16 protein-coding genes are annotated in these 21,482 nt (G+C 62.6%); 2 read left to right on the forward strand and 14 right to left on the reverse strand.

What is annotated here, in order from left to right:
• Positions 1 to 48: 48 nt before the first annotated feature.
• Complete coding sequence (locus tag E8E95_RS20200; RefSeq protein ID WP_280353318.1) at positions 49 to 981, forward strand: MBL fold metallo-hydrolase; 933 nt, start codon at positions 49 to 51, stop codon at positions 979 to 981.
• A 342-nt stretch (positions 982 to 1,323) separates the two neighbouring features.
• On the opposite strand, the gene E8E95_RS20205 is transcribed toward E8E95_RS20200, so the two are convergent.
• The 14 genes from E8E95_RS20205 to E8E95_RS20270 all read right to left on the reverse strand — a co-directional run bounded on the left by E8E95_RS20205 (position 1,324) and on the right by E8E95_RS20270 (position 20,121).
• A complete protein-coding gene (locus tag E8E95_RS20205) occupies positions 1,324 to 4,428 on the reverse strand; it encodes an efflux RND transporter permease subunit (RefSeq protein WP_280353321.1) in 3,105 nt (1,034 codons plus the stop codon).
• Positions 4,425 to 5,516: an efflux RND transporter periplasmic adaptor subunit gene (locus tag E8E95_RS20210; protein WP_179058742.1), complete on the reverse strand. Its 1,092-nt coding sequence runs from the start codon at positions 5,514 to 5,516 to the stop codon at positions 4,425 to 4,427. Before E8E95_RS20210 ends, E8E95_RS20205 begins: the two co-directional genes overlap by 4 nt.
• A gap of 810 nt (positions 5,517 to 6,326) precedes the next feature.
• The gene (locus E8E95_RS20215; RefSeq protein WP_280353693.1) at positions 6,327 to 7,685 is read right to left on the reverse strand and encodes a DUF1329 domain-containing protein; all 1,359 of its coding nucleotides are present in this window, start codon (positions 7,683 to 7,685) and stop codon (positions 6,327 to 6,329) included.
• 330 nt (positions 7,686 to 8,015) lie between these two features.
• The gene (locus E8E95_RS20220) at positions 8,016 to 8,681 is read right to left on the reverse strand and encodes a hypothetical protein (RefSeq protein WP_179058744.1); all 666 of its coding nucleotides are present in this window, start codon (positions 8,679 to 8,681) and stop codon (positions 8,016 to 8,018) included.
• Positions 8,682 to 8,715: 34 nt separating this feature from the next.
• Positions 8,716 to 9,372, reverse strand: coding sequence for a c-type cytochrome (locus tag E8E95_RS20225; RefSeq protein ID WP_179058745.1), 657 nt, complete (start codon positions 9,370 to 9,372; stop codon positions 8,716 to 8,718).
• Positions 9,373 to 9,381: 9 nt separating this feature from the next.
• The gene (locus tag E8E95_RS20230) at positions 9,382 to 10,875 is read right to left on the reverse strand and encodes an FAD-dependent oxidoreductase (RefSeq protein ID WP_280353326.1); all 1,494 of its coding nucleotides are present in this window, start codon (positions 10,873 to 10,875) and stop codon (positions 9,382 to 9,384) included.
• 173 nt (positions 10,876 to 11,048) lie between these two features.
• The gene (locus E8E95_RS20235) at positions 11,049 to 11,765 is read right to left on the reverse strand and encodes a hypothetical protein (RefSeq protein WP_256873306.1); all 717 of its coding nucleotides are present in this window, start codon (positions 11,763 to 11,765) and stop codon (positions 11,049 to 11,051) included.
• A gap of 72 nt (positions 11,766 to 11,837) precedes the next feature.
• On the reverse strand, positions 11,838 to 13,208 hold the full coding sequence (locus E8E95_RS20240) for an FAD-dependent oxidoreductase (protein ID WP_280353331.1): 1,371 nt from the start codon (positions 13,206 to 13,208) through the stop codon (positions 11,838 to 11,840).
• Between the two features lie 11 nt (positions 13,209 to 13,219).
• Positions 13,220 to 14,458, reverse strand: a complete 1,239-nt coding sequence (locus tag E8E95_RS20245) for a thiolase family protein (RefSeq protein ID WP_179058748.1) — start codon at positions 14,456 to 14,458, stop codon at positions 13,220 to 13,222.
• A gap of 17 nt (positions 14,459 to 14,475) precedes the next feature.
• A complete protein-coding gene (locus tag E8E95_RS20250) occupies positions 14,476 to 16,035 on the reverse strand; it encodes an AMP-binding protein (protein WP_280353335.1) in 1,560 nt (519 codons plus the stop codon).
• A gap of 10 nt (positions 16,036 to 16,045) precedes the next feature.
• Complete coding sequence (locus E8E95_RS20255) at positions 16,046 to 17,179, reverse strand: DUF5938 domain-containing protein (protein WP_280353337.1); 1,134 nt, start codon at positions 17,177 to 17,179, stop codon at positions 16,046 to 16,048.
• 50 nt (positions 17,180 to 17,229) lie between these two features.
• Positions 17,230 to 18,513 (reverse strand): acyl-CoA dehydrogenase family protein, encoded by a 1,284-nt coding sequence (locus tag E8E95_RS20260; protein ID WP_179058751.1) that lies wholly within the window; start codon positions 18,511 to 18,513, stop codon positions 17,230 to 17,232.
• Complete coding sequence (locus E8E95_RS20265; RefSeq protein ID WP_179058752.1) at positions 18,513 to 18,671, reverse strand: hypothetical protein; 159 nt, start codon at positions 18,669 to 18,671, stop codon at positions 18,513 to 18,515. The genes E8E95_RS20260 and E8E95_RS20265 overlap by 1 nt, the downstream gene beginning before the upstream one ends.
• 406 nt (positions 18,672 to 19,077) lie before the next feature.
• A complete protein-coding gene (locus E8E95_RS20270; protein ID WP_179058753.1) occupies positions 19,078 to 20,121 on the reverse strand; it encodes an AraC family transcriptional regulator in 1,044 nt (347 codons plus the stop codon).
• A 117-nt stretch (positions 20,122 to 20,238) separates the two neighbouring features.
• Between E8E95_RS20270 and E8E95_RS20275 the strand changes: the two genes are divergently transcribed.
• Complete coding sequence (locus E8E95_RS20275; RefSeq protein WP_280353343.1) at positions 20,239 to 21,423, forward strand: acetyl-CoA C-acyltransferase family protein; 1,185 nt, start codon at positions 20,239 to 20,241, stop codon at positions 21,421 to 21,423.
• The last annotated feature ends 59 nt before the right edge of the window (positions 21,424 to 21,482 follow it).

Here is a 21,482-nt window from a genome sequence, read left to right on the forward strand (position 1 = left end):
CCGCATGGGGCTTCACAAAAGAATTGCCAGTTCAGGAAGAAATTCGCCATGGTTCCTGCAGCAACCCATTCCGCTTTGCGGGAAGGCATCCAACGTCTCGATTTCGGCCGTGTCTCTGTCTTCTTCGGCGAGAAGAGCGGCAAATATCCCGACGGTAACCAGGTGCTCATCCGTGGCTCGGACACGCGTGCGGCCTTCGACACGCCCATCGTTTCGAACTACATCGGCCCCGAGTTCGACACCACTGAACTGGTGGTCATGGGCCACGTGCACGAAGACCATATGGCCGGATTGCACCGCCTTCCCGACGCCTGGGTGTACGTGCCAGAAGCCGACTTGCAGGCAGCGCGTAGCTGGAGCGGCATGGCTGCAGCCTTTGGCATGACGGACGAGCTCCAGATCTCGCAGACGCTGGACAAGTTCCAGCGAGATTTTTTCTATGCACCACGACCCGACGCACAGGGTTACGAGGACGGCATGTCCTGGAATGTCGGCCAGTCGACGATCCGGGCATTCCACATGCCTGGCCATACCGCTGGCCACTCGGTTCTGCTGGTCGAACCGGAGGGCATTGCCTTCATCGGCGATATCGACCTGACCGGCTTCGGCCCGTACTACGGCGATGCCTGCTCGAACCTTCGTGACTTCCGCCGCAGCCTGGCTCGGTTGCCGGAAATTCCGGCCAAGGTCTGGGTCACCTCCCACCATCGCGGCGTCTACACGGAGAGAGCACGATTCCTGCGGGACCTGGCCGCCTACACGGCAGTACTCGATGAGCGCGAGCAGCGGCTTCTGGCATGGTTGCGTGAATCACCGAAGACGCTGGGGCAGTTGGTAGAGCGGCGGATGCTTTATCCGCCGGGGTTCGAGGCGGCATGGGTCGTGGACGCCGAGACCCGCACGATTTCGCAGCACCTGGTCGAACTTCTGGCCGACGGGCGGGTGCAGGTGGACGAGCAAGACGTCTATCGGCTTGGATGAACGCATCGCTCCAGCGTAACGCCGCCCGCACCAACCTACGCCAGTGCTCGACTCCGTAGATTGGTCCGAGCGCGGCGAGACCGACATCGCCGGTTTCCCAAGCCCTGGCAAAGTCACGGCAACGTGCCGTAGACAGAGCAACAGGGTTGACTACTCCAGATTTCCCGTAGCAACGCATCAATCGTTTTTTCGGCTCCGCGCGAGGAAGCCGGGACGGTGCCGACTTTTCAACTGGATCCTCCCAAAGCTGATGCCTAAAGCATTTCTGGGTCAGGGTTATCAGATGCAGCACAGTGAGACCTGCCAATCATGTCTGAACACTGTGCCGAAACTGATGCCCGATTATGTATGTTGCAAGGGCTCGGGCTCTAGCCGACTGCACCGACCTGTCTCCCATTGCAGCAGGAGGGAAATGGCGCAAGGGAGGACCGTCAGGGTCACGACCGTCGCTATGGCGAGCCCGCCGATCACCGCGAAGGCCATCGGCCCCCAGAAGATCTGCGGCGCGATGGGAATCATGCCGAGGATCGCCGCGCAGGCCGTCAGCACGATGGGGCGTGCCCGGTGCGTCGCGGCGTGCACGATGGCCTCGCGTGGCGACCGGCCCGCGCCGACATTGATGTCCACTTCCTCGATGAGGATGATGGCGTTGCGGACGATCATGCCGACCAAGGCGATGACGCCGAGCTGCGCCACGAAGCCCATGGGCGTTCCGGTCGGCAGCATGGCCAGGACCACTCCGATCAGGCCGAACGGTGCCATCGCCAGGGCGAGGAACATCCGCGAGAAACTGCGCAGCTGCAGCATCAGCAGCACGCACATCACGAGTGCGGTCACCGGCAGTACGGCGGCCAGCGAGGCGCTCCCCTTCGCGGCTTCCTCGACGGCGCCGCCGGTTTCGACCTTGTAGCCCTTGGGCAGGCCGGCGGCAAATTGCGCGACGGCGGGCGCGAGCGCCTGCACGACGGTCGCCGCCTCGACGCCCTCACGAACGTCGCCCTGAACGGTGACCAGCGGGAGACGCTGCCTCCGCCAGATGATCGGATCCTCGACGCCGTAGCTGAGCCTGGCAATCTGCGACAGCGGGACGGCAAGCCCCTGGGCCGAGCGGATCTGCAGGTTGGCCAGGGTCGCGAGGTTCGTGCGCTCACCGATTTGCGCGCGAACGATCACGTCAACGAGACGATCCTGGTCGCGCACGGTGGTCACGGTCGTGCCAGAGAAGATCGACGCCATGGCACTGGCGATCTCCTCGGAGGAAAGCCCCAGCGCCCGTGCCTGCGTCTGGTCGATGGCGACGATGACGCTCCGTTGCGGCTCGCCCGACAGCAGATGCACCTCGCGGGTATCCGTGTTGGTCGAGAGCAGGTTGGCGAGCTGTCCGGCCAGGTCGCGCACCTTGCTCTGGTCGGGCCCCGTGACGCGGTACTTGAGGGGCCAGCCAACCGGCGGGCCGAGCTCGAGAGGTGTCGCCCGCGCGATGAGCCCTGGGAACTCCGTCTTGAACAGCCCGGCGAGCTTGACCTGCAGTGCGTCACGCTCCTTGATGCCCTTGGTCACCACCACCGCCTGGGTCACATTGTCGTTCTGCAGTAGCACCTCCATAGGGAGGTAGAAGCGGATCGCACCGGAACCGACATAGGTCGAGAACAGATCGACACCGGGGTCTTCCTTGAGCAGCTTCTCGAGCTTCAGCGCCTCCCGCTCCGTCGCCTCCAGCGACGCGTTCTGCGGCAGCGTCAGGCTGACCAGGAGCTCCGGCCGGTCGGAGGGCGGGAAGAACTGCTGTTCGAGCTGGCCCGAGGCGACAAGCGACAGCGCGAAGGCGACGCCAGCCGCGGCAAGCGTGATCGCGCGATGTCCCAGGGCCCAGGACAAGGCACGCTGGTAGAGCCCCATGATCCGGCCGTTGCCATGGCCATGATTCGGTAAGGATTTCGGCAGGAGCAAGGTGCCGAGCAAGGGCGAGAAAAGGACGGCGACCACCCAGGATGCGGACAGCGAGATCAATACCACCATGAACATCGAATAGCAGTATTCACCCGCGCTCGAAGCGGCGAATCCGACCGGGATGAAGCCGGCGATCATCACCAGTGTGCCCGTCAGCATTGGAAAGGCAGTCGAGTCGTAGGCGAAGCTCGCCGCTCGCTTGAGGCTCCAGCCCTCCTCCAACTTTCCAATCATCGCCTCGACAGTGATCATCGCGTCGTCGACGAGCAGGCCAAGGGCGATGATCAGCGCACCGAGCGAGATGCGCTGCAGGCCAATGCCAGTCAGCTCCATGCCGATGAAGGTCAGAGCCAGGACGAAGGGAATCGAGATGCTGACGACGAGGCCGGCGCGGACGCCGAGCGAGAGGAACGAGACAGCGAGCACGATCGCAATCGCTTCGGCCAGCACCTTCAGGAAACCGCTCACGGCCTGCTTGACAACGGTAGATTGATCGGCGACCTGGAGCATCTCGATGCCGTGGGGCAACGCCCTCCTCACCTCGTCCATGCGGTCCCGCACCGCTTGTCCGAATTCGAGCAGGTTGCCGCCGGAGGCCATGGAGATGGCGACGCCGAGCGCCTTCTCGCCGTTGACGCGGAACTGCGGCGATGGCGGGTCGGCCGGGATACGCCGGATAGTAGCCAGCTCAGTCAGCGGCACGAACCGGTCGTTCGCCCGCAGCGTCATGGTCCGTAGGCTCTCCTCGGAGACGAAGCTGCCGCTCACGCGCAGAGCGATCTTGTCGTCCGCCAGGCGCACTGTTCCGGCGGGGCTGACAGCGTTCTGAGCGCTCAGGGCCCTCAGCACCGCCTGCTCGTCCAGCCCGAAGGCGGCCAGCAGGCTGGGGGAGAATTCGACGGCGATCTGTTCCTCCTGCACGCCCAGGAGCTGCACCTTGCCGATGCTCGGGATGCGCAGCAATTCCGCACGCACGCCCTCGAGGTAGTCGCGCAACTCCCGATCCGAGAATCCCTCGGCCGTGAACCCGTAGATCTGGCCATAGGTGTCGCCGAACTCGTCGTCGAAGAACGGACCCTGGACCCCGCTGGGGAGGGTCGCGGCGATATCGGCCATCTTCTTGCGCACCTGGTACCAGGCGTCGGGGACGATGTCTGCCGGCGCATCGTCGCGCAGGTTCACCATGATCACCGTCTCGCCCGGGCGCGTGTAGCTGTCGAGCCGGTCGAGCCAGGGGATCTCTTCGAGCTTCTTCTCCAGGCGATCGGTCAGCAGCTTCGTCGTGTCGTCGATGTTCGCGCCGGGCCAGCGAGCGGCCACCACCATGGTCTTGATGGTGAAGGCCGGGTCTTCGTTGCGGCTCAGTTTCGAATAACTCATCGCGCCGCCGAGCAGCGTGATCAGCATGAGGAAGAAGATCAGCGGCTTTTGAGCGATCGACCAGGCCGAGAGATTGAAGCCGCCCTGCCCTTCCGGACCTGCCTTGTTCGAACTCATTTGGCCACCTCGCCGACATCGTAGGTGACTTTCTGGCCGGGCCTGAGTTTGCTCACACCCGCGGTGACCACGGCATCGCCTTCGCTGAGCCCGGACTCGACCAGCGCTTGCGTCGCCGTGTAGCGCGCCACCACCACCGGTTTGCGGACAAGCTCCTGGCTGGTGGGCTGGACCACGAACACTGCAGCGTTGCCAGCCTCGCTCGTCAAGGCCGAGGACGGCAGGATGATGAGCGACTTACCGGGCAGGATCAGGCGTCCACTTACCGTGGCGCCCAGCGCCATGGTAACGGGGGCGTCGGGTAGCGCGATACGGACGCGGTAGGTGCGGGTCGCCGGGTCCGCGGTTGGACTCGCATCGCGGACCCGGCCGATCACCTTGACCGAGGGATCGGAGAGGAGCGCCACTTCGACTTGCACGTCGGAGGGCACACTGGTGTAGATCCGCTCGGACACGTTGAAGACGGCATCGCGTTCATGGGTGGAAGACAGCTTGATCGCCGGCTGGCCAGCATCGACGACCTGCCCGGCATTGACCAGTACCGCGCTGACGATGGCGTCGTCGGGCGCACGGAGCTCTGTGTAGGTCAGCTTGTTGCGGGCGGTCTGCAGTCCCGTTCTGGCGACCTTGAGCTTGGCGTTGGCGGCGCGCCAGTTGGCCTCGGCTTCCTCGACCCGCGCACGCGCGACGAACTGCTTCGCGAAGAGGGTGCGCTGCCGATCGAGCTCCGACCTCGCCAATCCCTCCGCCGCCTCGGCACTCTTCACCTCGGCCTCGGCGGTCAGCACTTCGTTCTGGACGTCGTTCGGATCGAGTGTCGCCAGAACCTGCCCCTTGACGACACTCATGCCGATCTCCGCGGCACGGGTCGCGACGCGGCCGTCGATGCGGAAGCCGAGGTTGGTTTCGACATTCGCCTGGATCTCGCCCGTCTGGGCGACCTCATCGCCGATTGAGACAGACTTCGCGATGACCGTGCGGACGGGACGCGGCGCCTCTGTCGTTTGTATTTCTTCCTGACACCCCGTCAGTGCCATAGCCAGGCTGCAGGTATAACCGCAGAACAGGAATGTCTTGAGTAGCTTCATCTCGGGTCTCCTTGCTCAAGCACGAGCAGTACTGAGCGACGCACGCACTCCTGGAGTTCTGTGCGTGCGGCGCTGAAAATCGATAGAGCCTTTCATGGCACGAACCTCTGAAGCCTGTGGTGTTTTGCTGAACGGTAATCCCGGATAAATTTAACACAACACACGTTATTATTAATATTCATCAGACGAAATTAGCCCTGCTCCAGAGCTCGGCAACGGAACGGTAGTCCGGTATCAGGCATTGGCGCCTGGCTCATTCCCGCGTGGCCTGCGGGTGTCTGTTTCGCCTGTCCGGGCGAGTCCCTTTCTCAATCGACGGATGGCCCCCCGTCCTCTAAAAAGGAACCAAAGGGCTGGCCCCTGCCTCCGAACTCGGCGTCCCCGCCCAGCATCGTCGCTCCGGGAGTACGGCGCGAGGGACGATCCATTCCGCTCGCCCGCCCTGACGGAGCAGTTCGCGCGGCGTCACCTTCATTGCGTCATTTCAGGTCCGTACAGGAATCCAGGACTGCGTGGACTCCCCGGCGCGAGTCACCCCTCTCTTCTTCAGGGGTAAAGAGGCACGCTTTCGAAATCATCGCTTCCGGTGCCGATGAACGACTGAGCGCGAAGCGATCCCGCTGGGGCGCAGAGCGGGGGCGGGAGAGAGGGCAACATCCGCAGGCTTGGTTTCAGACAACGGCGCTCGCGCAACATTGCCAATCCAGTGTGAACAGACCTCTCCCCCCGACATTCCGCGAAGAACCGAAAAAAAACCGCCCCGAAGGGCGGCAAAAAGGAGCGGGCTTGTGGCCCACTATGGAGTAGTCGTCAGCGAATGCCTGAGCTTCGCAGTGCGGCGGCGGTGTACTCGGCGGCGCTGGAGGTGAAGCCGAACTGCAGCGCCTTTTTCTCCTCGTTGTGCATGCCGGACGCGATGTATCGGCCGTTGATCAGGTCATACAGCGCCTCGGTGCCGAGCCAGGGGATCTGCAGGTCGTACATCGGTGAGAGGTGGCCTTCGGCGACGCGCCAGAGGGCGCCACGCGCGTCGTAATGATCGGCCAACGCAATCTGCCAGCTGTCCTCGTCGACGAAGAAGACCCGCTTGGCATAGATATGCCGCTCGCCTGGTTTGAGGGTCGCCTCGACCTGCCAGACGCGATGCAGTTCGTAGCGGGTCAGCTCGGGATTGATATGCCCGGGCTTGATGATGTCGCTGTACTTGAGGTCCGCCCCGTCGAGCCGGTAGCTGTTGTAGGGGATGTAGATTTCGCGCTTGCCGACCAGTTTCCACTCATAGCGATCCGGTGCGCCGTTGAACATGTCCTGGTTGTCGGCGACACGCTGGCCGTCAGCAGCCGGATAGGGACCGTCATAGGAGACCTGCGGCGCACGGCGTACGCGTCGCTGCCCGGCGCTATAAAGCCACGCCAGGCGCGGCTCCTTGACCTGGTTGAGGGTCTCGTGCACCAGCAGCACATCACCAGCCAGACGCGACGGAGCAGTCACCAACTGCTTGTAATAGAACAGCACGTTTCCTGGGTTCGCCGGATCAAAGTCGGCAACGCGATCACGGAAGGTGAACTGATCTTTGAAGTGCACCGGCACAAAACTGCCATCGGCCAGCGGAGTGGCCTGCACATGGCTGCGCTTGGCGCTGCCGCCACGGTAGCGGGTGATGTGGTTCCACACTACTTCCAGGCCATCCTGCGGGATGGGAAAGGGCATCGCGGTGGAGAAGTTCTCCAGACCGTTGCCGCCGTCCACCATTCTGGTTCTTGTCGCATTCTCCCTGGCCGCCTGATAGACAAAGTCAGGCGCATTGGCGGAGCGGTGGCTACGGTAGACCGGTAATTGGTAGGTGCCTGGATAGCGTTTGAGCATCGCCATTTGCCCAGGCGTCAGGTGGTCCTGGTACTGCGCCATGTTCTGCACGGTGATAGTGAACAGCGGCTGCTCTGTGGCGAAGGGGTTGCTGAGAAATCCCGCGGCATCTCGGTTGCCGGCACCGCTGGACAGTCCCCCCTCCCAAGGGGGAATGGTACCCGCGGCATTACCCGCCTTTTCGGCTCCCAGAGGCGTGAGCGACGCGCCCAACTGGGCGGCCTGCTCGACACTGACCGCCCCCAGGGCGAACTGACCGATCAGGCCAAGGCTCAGCGCCAGCGAACAATTTGAAAAGACCATCTTTCCCATGCTTTCGCTACCTCTTGTTGTTGTGCTTCGTGAGTAAGCGCTGGAGTTTCTGAATACCTGCACGCCCCCCTCGCACGTCAATCACGTACTTCCGGGGAGGCATGTAGGAATCAGCACTCCGCTCAATCCATTGAACTGATGAAAAAGGGCTGCCTGCTTCCGATGGGGCGATCGTTAAAACCCAGGCTCTGACAACAACGCTATCGTTGCCGTACAAAGGTATCGCCAGCATGAAGTGGAGCGTTTCTTACGGGGACAAGTTGGTGCTGTGTAGTGAGCCGCCAGACAATGGTGGCTCACTACAGTCAGACTCCAGGTCACTTACCTGGCGTGGACAAACGATTGAAACGAATTGTTCTTCGCCCGCTCCAGCGCGCCGTAGGCGTAGTACTGCTGGATTATCTGGCAACCCCAAACGGTCAGGGCGTAGATCATGAACTCCATCTTGTCCTCGTCTCCCGGGATTGGGAGGAAGTCATAGACGACCGCCACGGCCAAAGCAGCCGCCGTAGTCAAGGCATTGAGCAGTGCATGCATGAACTCGCCGGCGCGCAGCAGACGCCAAGTGAAATAGCAGAGATAGAGGGTGTAGCAGGCCCACATGATCAGGTAGAAATACGGCAGCAGCCCTTTAACGAAGTCGGCCAGTACCAGCACGAAAGTGGCGGCGAAGGTGACCCCGAAAATCATGATGTCCTTGGTAACCGAAGGCCTGTAGTTATGGGTGACCGCCATCAGGCCAAGCGTGGCCACAATCGGGACACCGAAAGCGCGGGAAAAGGCATCGAGGAAGAAAGAGATGCTGTAGCCAACCTTGAACCCCGTCACAAGGAATAGCAGTAGATTCGAAGCAGAGAAGGCCACGATCAGCCACTCAAATCCGAGCAGATAGTTCTTCCGAATGCGCACATACTTGAGGCCGTAAACCACACCGCAAGTGATCAAGAAAACGCTAGAAAGCAGCGCAAGAACTTCCTTAATTTCCATAGCAATAACCTCTATCAAATACTCTACCGATCGTTCACTTCGCCACAGGGACGAGCGCTGCGAGATAGTGGGAAAGTGCCTGACGATCATCCGCGGACAAGGTCGAGACGATGGCTGTCATCGCGCCCGTCGAATCCTTGCGCCTCCCTTCCGCAAAGGCATTCAGTTGGGCCAGCAGGTAGTCATGCCCCTGTCCGGCCAACCGCGGGAACTGGTCGCGCCCCATCAGCCCTTCGCCGTGACACGCCGCGCAGCCTCCGTTCAACGCCAGCCTCTGCCCCTTCTCCCGCAGCACGGGATCAGCCTTGAAGGAGCTGTTTTGCGCAGCCGACTGCTTGGCGAAGTACGCCGCCAACTGCTGGACGTCGGCCTCGCTCAGGGTCATAGCCAGCGGCCCCATGTTCGGATTGGCCCGCGCGCCACTGGCGAAGTTACGCAGTTGGTTGGCCAGGTAGGTAGCAGGTTGACCAGCCAGGCTGGGATACCCCTGATGCTGCGACTTGCCTTGAACACCATGACAACCTACACAGGCATCGCTCAGTCGTGGCCATGGGCCGCCGTCGGCTTCCTTGGCCTCTGTGGAAGTGCTGATGTGGTCCATCAGACGATAGAGATCAAGGGCATCCCGACCGTAAAAAGCCAGCAGCCCGGCAAGGACCACGACTACAGCCACCGCTATCAATTTCTTCATCTTCGCCTCCTATGCCCGACGCAGCGCGTTGAGCGCCTGCAGGGCACTCTGGTGGCCCGAACGCACGGCGCCATCCATGTAGCCGGCCCAGATATCAGCGGTCTCGGTACCGGACCAGATCAGGTTGCCGCAGGGTGGCCGCAGCGCCTCGCCATGGGTGGTCCAGAAGCCCGGCGGGATGGCGGATACGCAGGTGAGCGTCCAGGGGTCATCACGCCCCCAGTCCTGGTCGTGGTATGCCACGGGCTGCAGCGCCTCGTCGCCCCAAACGTCGGCGAAGATTTCCGTCAGCGTGCGCTTGGCCGTTTCATGATCCGAGGGCAGATTGGCGTTGGAGAGGAAGGCATTGATGATGCCGATCTCGCCATTGGGCGGCGAGTTGTCCCAGGCCCAAATAATGGGGCCATCCATCATCATGATGTGCCCGTTCAAGCCCTTGTCCCGCCAGAACGGCCGGGAATACACCATGGCCATCTTGCGTGCCGGCGAATGCGCGGGCCAGGCACGTTGCAGTGCTGCACGCGCCGCCGGCAGGGCCGGCTCGAACTGCACCCGGTTGCACAGGGCCGGATGGATGGCCACGATGACCTTACGCGCGCGAATCGCCCCCTGGTCCGTGTGCAGGGTCACGACCTCGCGATCCCAGTCGGAAATCTTCCGCACCGGGCACTGCAAACGCAGCTTATCGCCCAATTGCTCGGCCATCTTGATGCTGAGGGCCTGCGAGCCGCCAACGAAACGCGTGCCTTGCGCGCTGTCCTTGATCGAGTCGAGTTTTTCGTAGTCGCAACCGGCCGAATTGATCATGGACAGGAAATGCAGCAGCCCCATTTTGGCCGGGGTGACGCCACCAGTCAGTGTCATGCTGGCATCCCAGCCGGACCGATCCTCCGGCTTGATGTTTTGCTGGGCCAACCAGTCTCCGACCGAGAGCTTGTCCAGCTCAGCAGCCCTGGGGGATTTCCAGGGGGCCCCCGAGGGGACTTCGCGAGACATCTCGCTCAGCTTGCCAGCCACGGTCATGTCGGTGCCGAAGGTTCCTTGTAAATCGACTTCCAGCCGACCGTCACCGCCGATGACGACCGTGCGTCCTTCGTAGAACGTCGGGAAGGTGCCAACCTCCAGCTGACGCGCAAGGTCTTCGACGGCGGTCTGACCAGGCCCGATCCACTGACCACCAACTTCCGAGACGTAACCATTCACCTCGTAATTGAGGGTACGCCCCCCTACTCGATCCCTCGCTTCCAGAACCAGGAAGGACTGGTTGCCGGCCAATTGCAGGTCACGGGCGGCGGTCAGACCGGCCAGCCCCGCACCGATAATGACGACATCCAGCACGTCGTCCTGCCCGGTCGACACCATCGCGTCACCTGACGTCTCGCTGGCATGCGCCAGCCCTGTGGTCAGGCCGAACCCACCAATCGCTGCAGTGGCACCCGCCAGCTTCAGCAACTGCCGTCGCTTGAGATCGAGAGAAGAATTTGAGTTGGGCTTGTTCGCCATACTCGTAGCCTCACGTATTTTTTATTGAAGTCGTCGTTCTTGTTACGGCATGGGAAAGACGGCAGCGAACAGCCAAAATGGCCGGCGATGGCATGCCGCGAGATTCACCGGGGAGCCCCGGCGATCGATGTGCTTATTGGAATTCAACGAACCTCGGGGCCTGGCCCTGGGGTTCACCCTGTGGCGAGTATGAAGGTCGATCGGCGCAGCAACTGCGTGCCGAACAGGATCATCCACATCGGGAAGATCAGGACGACCAAGACCAGTAGGGCCGCCGAAAGTCCGGTCAGTTGCGGGAAGAACCCGGCCAGGAAGAAGAGGCCAAAGCACCAGCCGACGAAGCTGAGGGGCAGCAGCACCGACCGGCCCCAGCCCGCGCGCTTGAGATGGCCACCGACCACCAGTCCCCAGAACAGCACAACCGGGCCCTCGCACCACCACAGCCCTTTCTGGCTGCCGACAGCGATGCTGGTCCAGACAACTTCCGCTGCCTTGGCTGCTTCACCACCCGCCGCATGAGCGTCGGCCAGCGGGTTAAGCACGGAAAGTTGCAGGGCTGCGCCGATGACACCCAGGGCCACGTAGAGGGCGATGGCGAGCACAGCGATATCCCCAAGGGTGCCCGCCTCTTCACGAAAGACGCTCCAGAGGTAGCCTCCGATCACCAGCACCGGCAGATAGAAACCGAGAATGTCGGCGAGCATGGACAGCCGGAAAAACTCTCGAATCTCTGCCGGGAACGCCAGCATCGCCGCACCGTCCAGTGAAACGGTCATATCACCCTGGGTGACCATCAGCATGAAGCCGACATTCAGGTAGGCAAAGATGCCGCCCAGAATCGCGGTCCAGGCGGTGACGCGCACTGCCTCTTTTGAGTTGTTATTCATCATCGCTCCGCGCAAGCAGAAATGTTGTGTTCGGAACTGTGCGGAGATTCCCGCGACGTCAGTTCCGGTTCTCGGTCAGTTAGCGGCGCCGCCCTGCACCTTACGATTCACCCAGTTGTCCATCAGGTTCGCCGCCCCCAGCGCCAGCTTGACGGCGCACCACTGCAAGGGCTCAGGGAGGGTCGAGGGCGTCTTGTGGCGCAACGCGGCCAGCAGAGGATGCTCGACACCGCCAATTCGCTCGGCGAGCAGGTAGCCCATCAACGATTGGGTGGCGACGCCGTGCCCGGAACACCCGGCGGTATAAATGACGTTCTTCTGGGCGCCCGTCTCACCAACAACCGGAAGCGCGTCATAAGCCATGCTGACGTACCCGCTCCAACTCGACTGGATGCCGAGGCCGCGCAAGGTTGGGAATCGATCGTTCAGCGCCACCGCCAATTCTCGATAAGCGACTTCATCCGGCACATTTGGGGTTTGCGAGCCATACGCATAACCGAGCCGTTTCGTTGTGATGACCAGCGTGTTGCGAGCGGTCAGACGATGGCTCTCCATCGTCCAGTGCGAGGTGATCAAGCCTTCCCTGCCCGACCAGCCCAGCGAGGTCAGTTGCGCTGCCGACAGGGGTTCCGTCTCGATCGCCGAGACCCGTAGCGGTACCACCTTGTCCCTTAGAAGGCCGAGCTGCGGGGTGTAGGCGTTTGTGGCTAACACAACATAGGACGCGCTCGCGGTGCCCCGCCTGGTCGCACACCTGATGGTCGGACCTTCGCTGTAGGACAGCAGCGGCGTGTTCTCGTAGAGCTTCACACCGGCCCGGAGCGCCGCGCGCCGCAGCCCCATCACGTACTTGCCGGGGTCCAGGGTGCCGCCATGCTGCTGGGCATAACCGAACAGGAAGGCTGGCGGGATACCGCGCGCGCGCATGTCGGCATTGTCCAGGAACTGCGTCGTGGAGCCGAGCTCCAGACCAAGCTCCATGGCCTTGCGCATTTTCTTTTCCTGAGAGGGATGAACGCCGACGCGAATATTTCCTGATCGGTTGTAGTCGCAGTCGATGCCGAGCTCTTCGAGCCTGCGTTCTACGTAGGTGACCCCCTCGTCATAGAAGCTGACGATCTTCCGCGCCTGCTCAATGCCGACGCGGTTGACGAAGAATTCGAATTCGATCCCCAGGCTGCCACCGATATAGCCCGCATTGCGCCCACTCGCGCCGAAGCCGGCGAATTCTTGCTCGAGGATGATTACCTTCGCACCGAGTGCAGTCAGCTCCAATGCAGTAGACAGTCCAGCAAAGCCAGCACCGACCACGATCACATCGGCGCTGACATCACCCTCCAGCTCTGGCTGCATGTCAGCCGGCCTTTCCACCCACCCACCGAGCCGACGAAAATGCGCGACTCCACAGCTGGTCTTGTTTTCCGCGTCTCGACGGGGTGCTGACATGACACGTTCTCCTATCGGCTCAGGATGTGAACTGCGACGGCGCCTTCTTCGACCCCGATAAGGCCACCGCCATTTTCCTGGATTGCATGGCGCGCGCCCTCGACCTGCCGGGCACCCGCCTCGCCACGCAACTGAGTGGTCAGTTCGTAGAGTTGGCCAATGCCGGTTGCGCCAAGCGGGTGCCCTTTGGATTCCAGCCCGCCAGAGGGATTGATCGGGACTCGGCCACCCACGGTGAAATCACCGCGCTCGGCACAGACCCCGCCCAGCCCCAGGGGCGCCAGTCCGAGGTTCTCCGCCTGAATGATCTCCCCCATGGCGGACGCATCGTGAACCTCGGCGACATGCATGTCCTGCGGCCCCAGGCCGGCGATCTCATAGGCCTGCAGCGCGGCTAGGTGGCTGACGTGCTTCTCCGGCTCGTCGATGCTCCGCAGGGTAAAGCTGCGGATCACGCTGGCGGCGATCTTCACGCAGCGCCGGGGGTCGGCTCCGATCCGCTTCAGACCGGCCTCGGTGCAGATGATCGCGGCGGCGGCGCCGTCGGTCATGGGTGCGCACATCGGCAGGGTGATCGGGTAGGTGATCGGCGGCGCCGCTAGCACTTCCTCGATGGTGAAGGGCTTGCGGAACTGGGAGTACGGGTTGTGCACCGAGTGGTTGTGGTTCTTCGCGCACACCGCCGCGATCTGCCTCTGGGTGGTGCCGTAGGTCTTCATGTGCCAACGGCAGAAGCCGGCGTAGATGGACATGAAGCGGCTGTACGGACGGTCGGACTCCGAGCCGGGCGGCGGCACGACGCCGTCGCCCATCTTCGACAGGATGGCGAAGTTCTCCTCGGCGCGGGCGACGTCCCACCCTGCTTCGAACAGGGCGAAGGACTTCGCCTTGTCGGCCACCACCATCTTCTCGCAGCCCAGGGCCAGCGCCACATCGGTAGCGCCTGCGCGCAGGCTCTGCACTGCCAGGTGAACGGCGGTGCTGCCTGAAGCGCAAGCGTTCTCGACGTTGTAGGCCGGCACCCCTTCGATGCCGATCTTGCTCATGATCACCTGCCCCGGGATGGACAGCTGGCCCTGCAACGCACCGTTGGTAATACCGGCATAGAAGACGGCACCAATGTCGGAGCGCTGCGCGCCGGAATCCGCCAAGGCGCCGTTGAGCGCCTCCAGGGCCAAGTCCTGGAGGCTGCGATCCGGATGACGACCGAACTCGGTCATGGCAATACCGGCAATGTAAATGGGTTCCATCAGAAGACTCCTCGACTTCAGATCTGCCGGTTGGCGCCTTGCCAATAACGGGCACGCAGGTCTTTCTTCAGCACCTTGCCCACCGGGCTGCGTGGCAGCGCCTCAATGACGTCCACCGATTTGGGCGCCTTCACCGAACCCAGCTTTTCCTTGCACAACGCAATCAGTGCGTCGGCGTCGACGGTCTGTCCCTCGTTCAGCTCGATGACGGCCTTGACCGCCTCACCCCACGTCTCGTCGGGCACGCCGATAACCGCGCAGTCGCGTACGGCAGGATGGCTCCAGAGCACCTGCTCAACCTCGCTCGGGTACACGTTGAACCCGCCCGAGATGATCATGTCCTTCTTGCGGTCGGTGATGTGCAAGTAGCCGTCGGCATCGATGTGGCCGATATCGCCGGTATGCAGCCAGCCATCGATGAGAGTCTCCGCCGTTTTCTGCGGATCCTTGTAGTAGCCCTTCATGATCAGGTCGCCGCGCACACAGATCTCACCCGTTTCACCCTGGGTGAGAATCTCGTTGCCGTCGTTCATGATCTCCACGCGGACCAGGGGGTTGGGCTTTCCAACAGAAGACAACCGCTCATCGCTGGCCACTTCACCATTCACGAAGTGCTCGCCCGGCGTCAGGTGCGCAATCGCGCCCGGCGCCTCCGTCTGCCCATAGCCTTCCATCATGACCGGGCCGAAGACTTCGATCGCCTTGCGCAACTTCTCCACCGACATCGGTGCAGCGCCATAGAGGAAGTAGCGAAGCGACGAGAAGTCGACCTTCTTGTTCAGGTCGGGAATATCCAGCAGCCGGTAGATGACCGTTGGCGGCAAGAAGAACTCCGTCACCCGGTATTGTGGGATCGCCGCCAGCAACAGTTGTGGTTCCGGCTTGGTGATGACCACAACCGCGCCGCCCCTGGCCGTGCAGGGCATCGACAGCATGCCGGCGGTGTGGGTCATCGGCGCTGCCGCCAGGTTCACCGGCCGGATATTGGCGGGATACGGCGTGTTAATCATGAAGTGCGCAAAGCTAGTCTGCACGCTGCGATGGGTGTTCATGACGCCCTTGGGCAAGCCCGTGGTGCCACCCGTGGGCCCGAGCCAGATCACATCGTCCGGATCGACGGAGACACGTGGATCTGTGGCCGGCTGTTGCGCGATGAATTGCTCCAGCGATTCGGCCCCCTCCACTTCACCATCTATGCAGACCCACTGACTGATCTTCGGCAGCTGCGGCCGCAGGGTAGCAATGGTCTCGGCAAATTCGCGCTGGAAGAACAGGATCTCGCAGTCGAACGCGTCCAGTACGTAGCGGTTCTCCTCGGGCGCGTTGCGCGCGCCCACCGGAATCCAGCACAGGTTGGCGCGCCACAGACCCAGGGCACAGAGCCAGGCGGTTACATCGTTAGCTGCCCAGACTGCGCCCTTCACCCCGGACGCGAATCCACTGGCCAGCAGTGCGTTGGCGATGCGGCAGGACATGTCCCCCGCTTCGGTAAAGGTCGTGACCGTGCCGTCCTGGATATAGGCAGGCCCCTGCGGATTGATCCGCCAGCCACGGTCGAAGAAATCAATGATTGCCATCGTCGTCACTTCACAGCTGGGTGATGGTTGCGCGAGCCAGGCCGCGTTGCTCGAGGAAGCCGAGCATGTAACGGTGGCCGAAGGCCTTGGAGGAGGACGCGAAGCCCACTTTGGCAACGTCGTTGTCCAGCAGCTTGACCGCAGCCGCCGCGTGCAGCGCACCGGTGGCGATATAGGGGGTGATGCCGTGCACGGTGGCACGCACCGCCGACAGCTGACCGCGACCGATGGCGAAGTCCACGGTGCGCTGCAGGGTGCTGCGCTCGCGCGGCGGCATGCTCGGGGTGGTGGAATCCACCAGGTTCTGGATCACCGCGTCCTGCTGCTCCTTCGGCAGATGCTTGTACTCGGCCTCCCACTTCTGCCCCAGGGCATGGACGGTCCTCATCACCGGGTTGTCGTAGAAGCCGACACAGGACATGCAGCTGCGCACGCGGCCGTCATTCTGGAAATAGATCGGCAGCGAGGTACCGCCCCACGGCAAGCAGAACACGGACTCGAGCAGGCTGGGGCAGACCACGTTGAAGCTGGTGTTGGGCGCGTACGGAATCAGTTCCTTCTCCCACAGGTAACCACCCGGGTGACGGAAGCCTTCGAAAATGGTGGCGGTGGAGCCAACGGTCACGCCGGCAGCGCCCACGCGCGGGCCGCGGGTCAGGGTCGCGGTTTCCAGGGAGTCGACACCGGGGGTTTCCAGGGCCAGCTCAGCGGCGATCTCGGCGAAGGTGTACATGTAGGCCAGCGAGGGCGACAGCAGCAGGCCGGCCTGGCGGTACAGCTCGCCGAACTGATCGCGCAGGGCACGGATATGCTCCTGCTCACCGGCCGGGTCCAGGTAGTGGCAGCCAGCTTTCAGGGCAGCCTCGGCGGTGGTCAGACCGAAGTTGACGAACGGGCCGACGGTGTTGCACACAACTTTTGCACCCTTGAAGACGGCAGTCAGGGCCTCGACCTCGTGAGGGCACTCGACGATTTCGTAGGTGGCCGACTCCAGGCCGACGACGCGTTGCGCCATCATCTCCTGGGCACGCTTGGCGTTACGGGCCACGGCAGTGAAGGGGATCTTCTGGTCAATAAGCCAGTCCATGGTGAGCATGCCGGTGTAACCGCTCGCGCCATAGACAACGACAGGATATTTGGCCATTGGGGTGTTCCTCGCTTTTGTTCTTGGATGGATTGAATCGGATGATCGAATCAGTTTTGGGCCCAGCCTTCGGCGTAGAGCTGCTGCGCAAGCAACCCCAGGCGCATGGTCAGGATGCGGTTCTCGCCGTCTTCGATCAGGGCGGACTGGGTGTCGCGTAGCAGCTTCTCGATGGGGTACTCGAGCGTGGTGCCATTGCCGCCGAACAGGCGGAATGCCTCCTCCACCACCGCCAACGCTTCTTCGGTCACGGTGACCTTGGCCGAGGCTGTGGCATAGGGATGGGTCTGTGGCGAGAGGCGTGCAAAGCTCAGTGAGCGGCGGGCAACCGCACGGGCGATTTCCACGCGGCGGAGCATTTCGCCCAGGCGCAGGCGGGTCATCTGGTGATCGATCAGCATCCGACCACCCTGGCGGCGCTCGTGGCAGTACTGCAACGCCAGTTCGAAGGCCGCCCGAGCCACACCGGTGAAGACCTGGCTCATATGGGTACCGGCATAGGACCAGGAGGAGCTCACGGCGCCGTAGTAACCGTCCCGCTCGGCAATGGCGAAGCGGCGCGGGACACGTACGTCATCGAAGTATATTTCCCCCTGAGGCAAGGAACGTTGACCGATCTTCTCCAGGGGCTTGCCCTTGGAAACCCCCTTGATATCCAGCGGAACGATCACAGCGATGCCATTGGGCAATCCATCCTCACCGTAGAAACCGTCACCGTAGTCGGCGCACATCAGACCGAATGCCACCTGCGCGACAGCACCGTTGGAGACCCAGGCCGAGCTCTGGCCATTGATGATGATCTCGTCGCCAACGACCTTGGCGGTCAGGTTCCCGATGTTGGCCGGCGTACCTACGGGCCAATCGCGCTTGATATCGAGCAACTGGTTGTCGCTGCCGCGATCCGGCTGGGTGGCCATCCAGCAACCGATCCGCCCCTGGCACAACTCGATCAGTTCGGCGTTGCCGGCAGCGACGGCCATCTGCAGGGGGAAGCCAGCACACCCAAGGGAGACCGCCAGGCCAGCATCGCCCCACCCCAGCTCTTCGCCGATCATGGATTCGATCCGCACTGCCATCTCCGGCGGCAGCTCCGCTAGCAGTGCGGGGTCCAGCCCCAGCTTGGCGAATTCGCTGAACACCGAGTAGTAGGGAGAGCCCGGCGCAGCCACTTCTTCGGCGGTCATCCGGTCCAGCTCGCGACCCAAAGGACGCAGCACGTCCTTGGCGAAACGGTGCACAGAGGCCTGTATGGCTGCTTCTTCCTCGGAGAGAGGAGTTTCGAAACCGGACAGTCCGGCCGCAGGAAGGGTGAGGTTGGGCTTGAGCGTAATCATCAGACCACCTCCGCCGACACCGGCAAACAAATCATCAGGCACTGCACGCCCGGGCAGTTGGATTGAATGGCGAACGAAGCAATGCTCTTTTCGCCGGGAAAACCTCTGCAGACGGCGAAGCCGTCGTTGGGACGGGAACCTGTCTTGAAGCTTTTCATGCGCGACCTCCAGGGGGGTCTCTTGTTGTTTTGCAGAACTGTAATCCTGTCTTTATTTTTACGCAACAGTTGTTATGCAAAACACTTGTTACGACCCAGACAAGGCAACGCCCCGGGACGAACAATCGCGGCTCTTCAGCCGCTCCGGCGAAAATTGAACGGGCGGGCACAATCGCAACCGGCAGCAGGAAATGAATTGATTTGCGCCGTTTCCGTTCAGTGGATTGGCGATATGGGGGATGGCGCAGCGCAAATGAAACCTGCCCGACAGCATGGCCCACTGCAGATTCAGATCTCGGCATGGGAGTGGGTCAGACAGCGGGGGGGGGGGGCGGACGCGGTCGAGAGGGTGAGTTACGTCGAACGATTCACGGCGCGCGACAAGGCAGCACTAGCCAGGCTGCGCTCAGCGCCTACCAACGGCTTGCGTGGCCCGGTAGCTACCAGGACTCATGCCGGTCCACTGGCGGAAGGCTCGATGAAACGCGCTGGGCTCCTGGAATCCGCAACGAATCGCGATCTCGGAGATGCTCAAGGTCTCATCGTTGAGGTAATCGAAGGCCAATGCCTTACGCACTTCGTGCTTGATCGCCTGATAGGAAAAACCCTCGCGCTCCAGCTGTCGGCGGAAGGCGGATTCGCTCATCGAAACCTGGCTTGCCATCTGCGTCTGGGACGGCCATTCCAGCTCAGGGGACGTCTTGAGGCGGCGATAAACGTCGGCCGAAAGCCCTGATCGATTGCGGAATCGCACCACCACACCCTCTGGCGCGTGACGGAGGAACTGCTTGAGACTGGCGAAGTTGCGGATCACCGGCAGCGACAGCTGGGCTGAACCGAACTCCACCTCGGTACGCCTGGCCTCGAACTCGATCCAGGGTCCCCAGAGCAAGGGTTCAGCGCCGTGCGGAGGCGGAGGATGGCCAAACTGGGTACGGTCGAAATTGAGCCGGCGTCCCACAAGCCAGCAGGCCACGCCAATTACCATGCTGAGGTAGATCTCCTCGGCGACTCCACGGATAGCGGGATCGTCGATACGGGTTTCCAGGACGATCGCGGTGCGATTGCCGCGCAGTTCCAGATGCGCGCGGATGTCGCGCAGGAACAAGTTGAAGCCGGACAGGCACTGGCGCAGCGCGCGCCCCAGGTCCGGCTCGTGGAGCACACTGCGGCAGATGATCGCGAACGTACCACGAGGCATCCCACCCGAATCGAAAGCGAAGAATTCATCTCCCAGCTCCTCGGTGAGCAGCAGCCACAGCCGTGTCACCGATTCCGCCGGTACCCGGCGCAAGGGTTCATCGAGCCAGGAAGGCTCGATACCCGCTTCGCGCAGAATCGCCTCCACGCGCGTAGGTGCCTGCGCCAGTCGGTGCACGGCGGCCTTCACGAAATAGGCGGCCACAGAGTCATTCGTCCGGACGATGTGCTCTTCAGCGTTGCCCGTCATAGTCCTTGCCCATCAGCTGATATGTCCAAATTCGACATCCGAGTGCGCGCAATTCCGGCATAGGTGGGCAGGCCACTGCCCCCTAGACTTCCGGCCATCAATCCAGGAGCGTCTCAGATGAACAGACCTGAAGTTTTCGTTGTCAGCGCGGTGCGTACCGCCATCGGTACCTATGGCGGCACCCTCAAGGATACCCCGCCCGCGCAACTTGCCACACTAGTCACCCGAACTGCCCTCGCGCGCGCCAACTGCGATCCGCAGCAGGTGGAACATGTCGTGTTCGGCAACGTGATCCCTAGCACACCCAAGGACGCCTACATCAGCCGGGTCGCCGCACTGCAGGCCGGAATTCCCAAGGAAACCCCGGCCTTTGGCGTCAATCGCCTGTGCGGTTCGGGCCTGCAAGCCATCGTCAGCGCCGCCCAGGGCCTGCTGCTGGGTGACGCGCGCATCGCCATTGCCGGTGGTGCCGAATCCATGAGCCTGGCCCCCTACCTCGTGCCGAGCGCACGCTGGGGCGCTCGCATGGGCGATAGCAAGATGCTCGACTTCATGCTCGGCGCCCTGCAGGACCCGCTACACGGCATCCACATGGGTATCACCGCCGAGAACGTCGCCAAGCTGCACGGCATCACACGAGAAGACCAGGATGCCCTAGCCTTGCAGAGCCAGCAGCGGGCAGCCCGCGCCATCGCCGAAGGACGTTTCGATAGCCAGATCGTCCCCGTGGAAATCCAGACCCGCAAGGGTGTAACCCAGTTCGAGATCGACGAGCACGTGCGATCTGAGGTGACCCTGGAGCAACTGGCGAAGATGAAGCCGGCCTTCACCGAAGGTGGCACCGTTACCGCAGGCAATGCCTCCGGTCTCAACGACGGCGCCAGCGCTTTGCTGCTGGCCACTGGCGATGCGGTGAAGGACCAGGGCCTGCACCCCATGGCTCGGGTGGTGGCCTATGCCCACGCTGGCGTCGAGCCAACCGTCATGGGCCTGGGGCCGATTCCGGCGACTCGCCTGGCCCTGCAACGCGCGGGCCTGACCGTGGCCGACCTCGACGTGATCGAGTCCAACGAAGCCTTCGCCGCCCAGGCCTGCGCGGTGGCGCGCGAGCTTGGATTCGACCCGGAGAAGGTGAACCCCAATGGTTCCGGTATCTCCCTGGGACATCCGATCGGTGCCTCCGGTGCGATCATCGCCACCAAGGCCATCCACGAGCTGCAGCGGATCAAGGGCCGCTACGCCTTGGCCACCATGTGTATTGGCGGCGGCCAAGGCATCGCCGTCATCTTCGAACGCGTCTGAAGGGGGCCGGTCGGGGCACGTCAGCCGGACTTCGCCCGAGACACGACTCCAGCAGTATC

It is taken from the genome of Pseudomonas sp. BN414, from assembly GCF_029871275.1.
Lineage (GTDB): Bacteria > Pseudomonadota > Gammaproteobacteria > Pseudomonadales > Pseudomonadaceae > Metapseudomonas > Metapseudomonas resinovorans_C.

Coding starts and splice junctions, on each gene's coding strand:
- E8E95_RS20250 (WP_280353335.1), bottom strand. CDS start 16,035: ATGGCAATCATTGATTTCTTCGACCGTGGCTGGCGGATCAATCCGCAG.
- E8E95_RS20220 (WP_179058744.1), bottom strand. CDS start 8,681: ATGGAAATTAAGGAAGTTCTTGCGCTGCTTTCTAGCGTTTTCTTGATC.
- E8E95_RS20245 (WP_179058748.1), bottom strand. CDS start 14,458: ATGGAACCCATTTACATTGCCGGTATTGCCATGACCGAGTTCGGTCGT.
- E8E95_RS20265 (WP_179058752.1), bottom strand. CDS start 18,671: ATGAAAAGCTTCAAGACAGGTTCCCGTCCCAACGACGGCTTCGCCGTC.
- E8E95_RS20240 (WP_280353331.1), bottom strand. CDS start 13,208: ATGTCAGCACCCCGTCGAGACGCGGAAAACAAGACCAGCTGTGGAGTC.
- E8E95_RS20230 (WP_280353326.1), bottom strand. CDS start 10,875: ATGGCGAACAAGCCCAACTCAAATTCTTCTCTCGATCTCAAGCGACGG.
- E8E95_RS20260 (WP_179058751.1), bottom strand. CDS start 18,513: ATGATTACGCTCAAGCCCAACCTCACCCTTCCTGCGGCCGGACTGTCC.
- E8E95_RS20205 (WP_280353321.1), bottom strand. CDS start 4,428: ATGAGTTCGAACAAGGCAGGTCCGGAAGGGCAGGGCGGCTTCAATCTC.
- E8E95_RS20215 (WP_280353693.1), bottom strand. CDS start 7,685: ATGGTCTTTTCAAATTGTTCGCTGGCGCTGAGCCTTGGCCTGATCGGT.
- E8E95_RS20275 (WP_280353343.1), top strand. CDS start 20,239: ATGAACAGACCTGAAGTTTTCGTTGTCAGCGCGGTGCGTACCGCCATC.
- E8E95_RS20210 (WP_179058742.1), bottom strand. CDS start 5,516: ATGAAGCTACTCAAGACATTCCTGTTCTGCGGTTATACCTGCAGCCTG.
- E8E95_RS20225 (WP_179058745.1), bottom strand. CDS start 9,372: ATGAAGAAATTGATAGCGGTGGCTGTAGTCGTGGTCCTTGCCGGGCTG.
- E8E95_RS20255 (WP_280353337.1), bottom strand. CDS start 17,179: ATGGCCAAATATCCTGTCGTTGTCTATGGCGCGAGCGGTTACACCGGC.
- E8E95_RS20270 (WP_179058753.1), bottom strand. CDS start 20,121: ATGACGGGCAACGCTGAAGAGCACATCGTCCGGACGAATGACTCTGTG.
- E8E95_RS20200 (WP_280353318.1), top strand. CDS start 49: ATGGTTCCTGCAGCAACCCATTCCGCTTTGCGGGAAGGCATCCAACGT.
- E8E95_RS20235 (WP_256873306.1), bottom strand. CDS start 11,765: ATGATGAATAACAACTCAAAAGAGGCAGTGCGCGTCACCGCCTGGACC.